This window comes from Endozoicomonas sp., assembly GCF_031844845.1.
Classification (GTDB): domain Bacteria; phylum Pseudomonadota; class Gammaproteobacteria; order Pseudomonadales; family Endozoicomonadaceae; genus Endozoicomonas.
In genome coordinates this window covers 1-4033 of sequence record NZ_JAVRMB020000076.1, presented here as the reverse complement: position 1 = coordinate 4033, position 4033 = coordinate 1, and the positions used below count along the sequence as shown (strand labels likewise).

Genomic DNA, 4033 nt, shown 5'->3' with positions numbered 1-4033 from the left:
AGTCATCATTGCGGTCGATAAGCTGAACAGTAGACCCAGAAAATGCCTGGGTTACAAAACACCCTACGAGGCGTTTAAAGAGTTAACCGGAATAGATGCAAGAAAAGTCATGGGTTATGCATTTATTACTTGAATTCAGGTTCTTTGATTATAAAAGAGTTGGAACTTATTCTTTAGCTAGTGGTCAGAACCTTTCTATCACCTACTCATGCATTTGCTGCATGTCTGTACGTCACAGTTGCCAAATCCTTCCGGGCGGAGACCCTACCCTGGGGGTGGGTGAGGGTAATTCCTACTGTGACCTTAATGAAGAATCAAAGGAATTAACCAATGGAGCCTGGCGCGGCGAACTATCAAGCTGAAGTATCATTTCAGGATAATGACAATAAGCAACCCGTCCCTGGACAGCGACGACGTGGACGACTGGGCTTCTGGACTGAAATTGTAGCTGGTCCCGGTGTAAGCGCAATAGCAGAGTCTGCCAGTAATGGTGCAAATAGCATCAGTCAGGACAATGCCAGACCATCATCAGGCTTTGGATCTGACCTTGCGAAAAGAAATATCACTACAGAATCCTGCGGCTCTTTTCAAAGTTATAGTGGAAGGCTAATTTCTGACCAATCGGATACATCCGAAAACGATCCTCGACTATCCAAAAAACCACGGCGTGTGGATTCTCGCATGAGTTCCACTATTAACAGCAACAGAGCCGAATCCCGCTTTGTGAGGAAAAATATTCCCGATGACATTTCACGGATAATAAAAGATTTGCTGAACAATAAATCTAATGATCTTAATAAAGTTCCAGCAAAGCACAGAACAAAAAAAATGTTAGAAGATATCCTGCAAACTGGCGGAGAGAAAATTATTCCTGATAATTGGCTGAATGACTATTTTTGTAATGAACTAAAAGCATTATCTGAATTTTCAGCTGATTTAAAAATATACTTCATCAAAAACAACTATAAATTAAGCAAGTTCAATGAGGATCTTATAAAAAGGGAAAATATTGAAGAACTTAAAAAAAACCTGAATGAAAGTTTCTGGCGTTATTTAATCAGCTTAATAACAAACTCCTCAAAAAAACGAATAGATGTCAATATTCACTGTATTTGCCAGTGGTTAGATGAGGCACCCGAGCATCTGCGAGAGAGAGCCTATGACCGGCTCATTAAAATCTCACCGGATGTGTTCCGTTACATTCCTGAACCATACCGAACGGAAAAGCGATCTCTGGATGCTTGCAAAAATGCCGCTGGCAATTTGGCGTACGTTCCAGAAGCAGTGATAAACGAAGAAATGTGTTGGGTTGTCTGTAAATCCGTTAAAAGAAAAATAGATATTCTTAAGGATGTGCCGGAAAGGTTTAGATCCTATAGGGTTTGCCTGGCAGCCAGTATTGGTGGGGGCGACATTTTCGGATTGGTTCCGGATGATTTAAACGAACAGAAAATACTCAGGAGAGCCATCAAAGAAGATAATCTGTATTTTGAACAATATTCCGGAAAAATTGGCTATAGTATTTGGCTTTATATTGCAGTCGAACGGTTTGATGCTTTTTCGCATTTGCCTGAAGAGTATCAGACAACAGCGTTTTATATTGATGTAATGAAAGATGGTGGAAGTATGAAGTACATCCCCAAAAAGCTGTCGAACAAGGAACTGTACAAAACTGCCATGATGCATGGGTACAAAAGATCCCGTGAATGCAGCTTGGCAGATGTTCCAGAATCCTCAAGGGATTTGGATCTGTGTCTTACCGCAGTTGAGTACAATGCTTTAACCAGTAATCCATTACAGCAAATAACCTACATTCCTCAAAACATCCGGCAGCAACTGACGCCCCTAACGACACCTGCCTCCGGCTCGACAGATGAGGATAAAAATCGCTTTAAAAAGGCTCTCAGGTGTTATCTGCTTCGCAGTAAAAAATGTCAAGATAATCTGGAGTCCTGCACTTTTCTGCACGCACAATACAAAGCGGAATTACTGAAATCCTTGGGCTCCAGAGAAATAGTGAGGGCCACCATGGTTGAACCAGACCGGTTATCCACTAACGTCAACCCTTTACACACCTGGTTGTACAATCCACTTGCCACAGAATTGGTCGCAGTCTGCTATCAGGCGGAAAGCTTTGCTCCTGACCTGCATTTAGTTGATGATCTGGAAGCGTTTGTAGAGCAAGGGCTAAAAAAGTTTATAACGACGAATAAAAAAAACTATCCCAGTTCCTTGCCAATTGTGAATGAAAAGTTACTGACAGGCAGCAGGTCCATCGTTGGGGGGCGTACCCTGCGGGTATCAGAAAGTAGTACGCAATGTTATTTTAAACTGCAAAGGAAAAAGGAATTACTGAAGGAATTGATGCGGGAGGGATTTGTGCATCAGTTTCTGGATCACAGGAATTTGAGAAGTTCCCTGGCAAGCACACTGCCCCATTTCAAAGAGTTCGTCAAAATCCCGATTAACCTGCTACCGGAAATCGGTCAATTTGATGACCCTCTGAATCTGGATATAGAGGAACATGATGGTGAGAAGTACGTAAACGCCTATCATTTCAAGGCATCACCGAATTACTACCAATACGCCCATCAGGTGGATAGCAATCCCGAAGCACCACCCTATGAGAAATCGGAAATGGGTATATACAAGTTCATGAATGATGCCGGATTTTTTATGCATCATGGTTTGCTGCTCACCTCCACACTCCCTGCTTATCACAATCTTGAAGAAAATCGTCCATGGACGTTCATGCATGGCTGTTTAGGGTATCAGGGTGGCATGCACTTGTACCCCGGCTGTTTTAAGGCCTGGAACACCACGGCAACTGACAGGCCGGATATTGGCTGGGACGGTATTCGGGATATTGGCGACTATGAGATATACGGAAAGGTTCAAAGTTATTTTTGGTACCGTGACTGCAACCTAAGAACCCACCCGCAAGATGTCAACCAACGAATCTGCTACGCCAACTGTATGGGCGAAATACTATTGGCAGCCATACTGCTGCGATCTCGCATGCGTCGGGACGCACCGGATTATCACTATAAAAATAAAGCAGCAATTGACAGTCTGATGCAATTTATAGAGACAAGTTTCAACCGCTTCTTGAACGGACTGAAAACTGAAGCCGATCTGCAAGCACTGCTGTCCCTTGATGGCGCCGACTATCATCAATGCCTGAAGCGGGCAGCCCGGGAAATACTGTACTGGACCGCAAAACAGCCTTCAGAGAGCCCCGATGAAGAAAACATTAACCGGGAATGTTACAGCTATCATATTGAGAACGACATGAGGCTTTGCCCGGAGCTTTACCCTGAGGATGGCGATGTCCCGAGACTGTTACTATATCCGGAAAACTTTCATGATAAGCAGGGCAAACTGTGCCTGTCTAGCCGTGCTACTATTTTTCCCCTGTTGACCCTGACCAACATTATCTACAAAACCTGCACGGAGGTCATCGAAACCAAATCATGCTGATAAGGTAGAACAAAGGGTTTTGCGACAGCCTCCTTCGAGGTTGTCGCAAAACCCTTCGAAAACCTCATCCCCACGCTCTGCGTGGGAATGCGTACGGAACTGGCCGTATGCTGCAGAGGGCTTGCTGATAGTCCGTAGTCTGAATGCCACGCAAAGGGTGAGAACCAGGGACAGCCTCACTCTGCCTGGGTGTGTCGGAGTTTCACGCGGGTTGTTTCATTAGTGGTGGGTTCGGTATGCGTTCCCACGGGGGATCGTGGGAACGAGTTCGAAGCCAGCCCACATTTTACGAAACAAACAAACAGCAAACAAACCAAACAAACAGGACATCCATAAATTCAGAGCTAAAGATTCAATCAAACATTGGTTTAATTCGTATGATTAGCATATTTATGGATGTCCTGTTCCTTTTCTCATGTTGACGCCGTATTGAAAGCGCCCGGCAAGCACAGTTTGACCAATGTTTTGTCACCCTGCCTGACTGAAAGTACAACGCATGATAGTGCCGTTTTTATGCAGCCGCGTGAACAGGAGCTTTATCAAGCACTGATCA

1 protein-coding gene is annotated in these 4033 nt (G+C 44.3%); it reads left to right on the top strand.

The window, feature by feature from the left end:
• Positions 1-330: 330 nt before the first annotated feature.
• Entirely contained in the window at positions 331-3480 is a 3150-nt protein-coding gene (locus RM811_RS03505) for a hypothetical protein (RefSeq protein WP_402520809.1), read from the top strand.
• Positions 3481-4033: the final 553 nt, after the last annotated feature.